The organism is Streptomyces sp. SID14478, assembly GCF_010548525.1.
In the GTDB taxonomy this organism is placed as follows: Bacteria; Actinomycetota; Actinomycetes; order Streptomycetales; family Streptomycetaceae; genus Streptomyces.
In genome coordinates this window covers 1-3,309 of the sequence record NZ_JAAGMG010000486.1, presented here as the reverse complement: position 1 = coordinate 3,309, position 3,309 = coordinate 1, and the positions used below count along the sequence as shown (strand labels likewise).

Here is a 3,309-nt window from a genome sequence, read left to right as displayed (position 1 = left end):
CGCCCTGCGCGACCGGGGCGCGCAGGTCGTCGTCACCTCCCGCGACGAGGGGCGCGCGCAGCAGGCGGCACGCGAACTGGGCGGCGGCGCCGTCGGATTCGGGGCCCACGCCACCGACGAGGACGCCGCGCGTGCCTGTGTCGACTTCACCGTCGCGACGTACGGGCGCCTCGATATCCTCGTCAACAACGCCGGTACGAACCCGGCGTACGGCCCCGTCATCGACCAGGACCACGCCCGTTTCGCCAAGACGATGGACGTGAACCTGTGGGCGCCGATCCTGTGGACGTCGCTCGCCGTGCGGGCCTGGATGGGGGAGCACGGCGGCGCGATCGTCAACACCTCCTCCATCGGGGGACTCTCGGTCGCCAAGGACGTCGGGATCTACCACGTGTCCAAGGCCGCCCTCATCCACCTCACCAAGCAACTCGCCCTGGAACTGGGACCAGGGATCCGGGTGAACGCCCTCGCGCCCGGCGTCGTACGCACCCGCCTGTCCGAGGCCCTCTGGGAGGAGAACGAGGAGCGGCTCGTCGGCGCGACCCCGCTCGGCCGCATCGGTGAACCCGCGGACATCGGCGAGGCCGTCGCCTTCCTCGCCGGGGACGGCGCCCGGTGGATCACCGGCGAGACCCTCGTCGTCGACGGCGGCCAGCTGCTCGGCTCCGGCCCGCTGTGAACGGGGGAGGCCGCGTCAACCCCATGCAGGGAAGCGGGGGTTGCTGGGGGTGGTCCTCAAGGTGAAGCGTGCGCGAGGATGGAGGCATGACCGCGGCCCAGCGCGCCATGACCGAACTCGGGACATGGCCGAACCTGGTGAGTGGCCCGCCCCAGTGCTCGGTGGGGCACGCGTTCCACGCGGCGGGCCACGAACTCGTCCATTTCCACGCCGACGACAGCGCCGATCTGTACCTGACGTCGACCGTGGTGCAGCGGCTCCTGCCGCAACTGCGGCACAGCAGCGCCGTCCGCGTCCAGCCAGGCGACTCCTGGGTCACCGTGCTCCTGGAGTGCGACACGGACGTGCACCTGCTGCTGAGCCTGGTGAGCGTCGCCCTCAAGGAGCACGACGCCCACGCCTTCCCCTCCCGCCCGTGCGACTGGGAGCGCCCGCGCGCCTCCTAGAGACACGACGGGCCCCAGGAACAGCCAGGGCCCCCAGGAACGGAACAAGCCTTCAGGAGCTGCCGGAACGGCACAGGTCCTAGCGCTCGGCCATCTGCTCGAGCCGTGCCTGCTCCAGGTCGAGGGCGTGCTGCACCCCGGTGATCGCCCGTGAGCTGTACGTGCCGTGCGTGCGGGCCGCAAGCAGCGTCTCGCGCTCCACGTCGATGACGCGTGCGCGCAGTCGCAGGTACGTGTCGCGGGCGATCTTGTCCGCGACGGGATCGGGCTCGTCCCCGTCCTTGTTCCGCGGGGGACGGACCACGTCCTCGCGTACCCGGTCGACGATCTCGGGGGCGATCGCCCCCTCCTTCGCCTCCTCGTCCAGCGCGCCGGCCGCCGCGGTCGACAACTCCTCGACCAACCTGCCGTACTCCCCGCGCAGCCGCAGCGGATCGTCTCCCGGGATCCGTACGACACGGATCACCGACGGCAGCGTCAGCCCCTGCAGCAGCAGCGTCGTGGCGGCGACGACGAAGGCGATCAGGATCAGCTGCGGCCGGTACGGGGTGTCCTCGGGCAGGGTCTGCGCCGCGGCCACCGTGATCGCGCCGCGCATCCCGGACCAGGCGAGCACGACACCGCCCTGCCACCCCAGCGTCTCGTTCAGGCGGAACGCGATGTCCGCGCCGGCCCGCGTCACCCGCCGCTCCAGCCGCGCCTTCTTGCGGGGAGTGAAGCGCTCGCTCATGTCGAAGGTGTCCATGCGCTCCTGCCAGCGCTCGATGAACGGCTTGACCTTCGCGGCCTTGTGCGCATCGCGCCGCACCATCGCCACCAGCGGGGCCACGAACACCATCCGGACCACGACGACGAGCCCGGCCACCGCGAGTCCGTACAGCAGGACCCGGCCCGCGCCGAGCCCGTTCTCGTGCGCGTGCACCTCGTCGATCAGCGACTTGAGGCCGAGCCCCATCAACAGGAAGACCGCGCTCTCCAGGAGGAAGGCGAGAGTGCGCCAGTTCATGCTCTCGCCGATGCGGTCCTGCGCCCGCAGCAGCCGCGGGCTCTGATGCCCGGTCACCACACCGGTGACGACGACCGCGAGGACCCCCGACGCGTCCAGCTCCTCCGCGGGCACGTACGCCACGAACGGCACCACGAAGGAGATCGCCGTGTTGAGGACGGTGTCGTTGAGCAGCGACCGGACGCGTACGTTGACGAGGCCGACGACCAGTCCGACGGCCACGGCGACGACCACCGAGAAGACGAAGTCCCCGGCCACGCCCCACACCGACACCGCGCCGGCCATCGCGGCGACCGCCGAGCGCAGCAGGACGAGCGCCGAGGCGTCGTTGACCAGCCCCTCGCCCTCCAGCAGTGTCAACAAGCGGGACGGCAGGCCGAGTTTGCGGCCCACCGAGGTCGCCGCCACCGCGTCCGTGGGGCTGACGACCGCGCCGAGCGCGAACGCCGCGGGCCAGCCGATGTCCGGCATCAGCATGTGCACCAGCCAGCCCGCGCCCAGCGTCGAGACGGCGACGAGCAGCACGGCGAGACCGGTGATGGCCTTGAAGTCCCGGCGGAAGTCCGTCGCCGGCATGTTGACCGCCGACGAGTACAGCAGCGGCGGCAGCACCCCGCCCAGCACCCACTCGGGTTCGACCTCCACCACCGGCACACCGGGTACGAAACTCAGCGCGATGCCCACCACGACGAGGCTCAGCGGCGCGGCCAGGCCCAGGCGTTCCGAGAACGCGGCGACCGCCACGATGCTCGCGACACCGACGATCGCGATCAGGGTCACGTCCATGCGCACCCCGGGTTGCTGTGTCCTGTTCTGTGCATGCGGGCATTGTGGCCGCCCGTGCGGCGCGCGCCGGGAGGCCCGCCGATATCGCCCTCGGCGAACCCGGCCACCTGGCGCCGGGCCCGCCGTACGCTGTTCCGGTGACCCGAGACGAGACGCGCAGGTCCCGCCCCGCCGCCCAGGAGCCGCTGTGGCGGCACGTCGTGGGGGACGTGCTGCGCCGCCGCCGGCGCGCCCAGGGACGGACCCTGCAGCAGGTGGCCGACATCGCCGGGATCTCCATGCCCTATCTCTCCGAGGTGGAGCGCGGACGCAAGGAGGCCTCGTCGGAGATGCTCGCCGCCGCGGCCGGCGCGCTGGGCCTCGGGCTCGTTGACGTACTGGCGCTGGCGCAG

Annotated in this window: 4 protein-coding genes; 3 read left to right on the top strand and 1 reads right to left on the bottom strand. The window is 71.9% G+C overall.

Features of this window, described 5'->3' with window-relative positions; translation table 11 throughout:
• Together G3I40_RS16150 and G3I40_RS16145 are read left to right on the top strand one after the other, a co-directional pair.
• Positions 1-679, top strand: a 679-nt coding sequence (locus G3I40_RS16150) for an SDR family oxidoreductase (RefSeq protein WP_203644169.1), incomplete at its 5' end; no start/stop codon positions are given.
• Positions 680-765: 86 nt separating this feature from the next.
• On the top strand, positions 766-1,125 hold the full coding sequence (locus tag G3I40_RS16145) for a luciferase family protein (RefSeq protein WP_164302858.1): 360 nt from the start codon (positions 766-768) through the stop codon (positions 1,123-1,125).
• A gap of 79 nt (positions 1,126-1,204) precedes the next feature.
• On the opposite strand, the gene G3I40_RS16140 is transcribed toward G3I40_RS16145, so the two are convergent.
• On the bottom strand, positions 1,205-2,917 hold the full coding sequence (locus G3I40_RS16140; RefSeq protein ID WP_164302857.1) for a cation:proton antiporter: 1,713 nt from the start codon (positions 2,915-2,917) through the stop codon (positions 1,205-1,207).
• Between the two features lie 137 nt (positions 2,918-3,054).
• Here G3I40_RS16140 and G3I40_RS16135 point away from each other — a divergent pair.
• Positions 3,055-3,309: helix-turn-helix transcriptional regulator (locus G3I40_RS16135; protein ID WP_164302856.1), on the top strand; the 255-nt coding region annotated here is incomplete at its 3' end.

Bases quoted from the DNA above. Each gene is read 5' to 3' on its own strand.
- G3I40_RS16145 (WP_164302858.1), top strand. From the start codon at position 766: ATGACCGCGGCCCAGCGCGCCATGACCGAACTCGGGACATGGCCGAAC.
- G3I40_RS16140 (WP_164302857.1), bottom strand. From the start codon at position 2,917: ATGGACGTGACCCTGATCGCGATCGTCGGTGTCGCGAGCATCGTGGCG.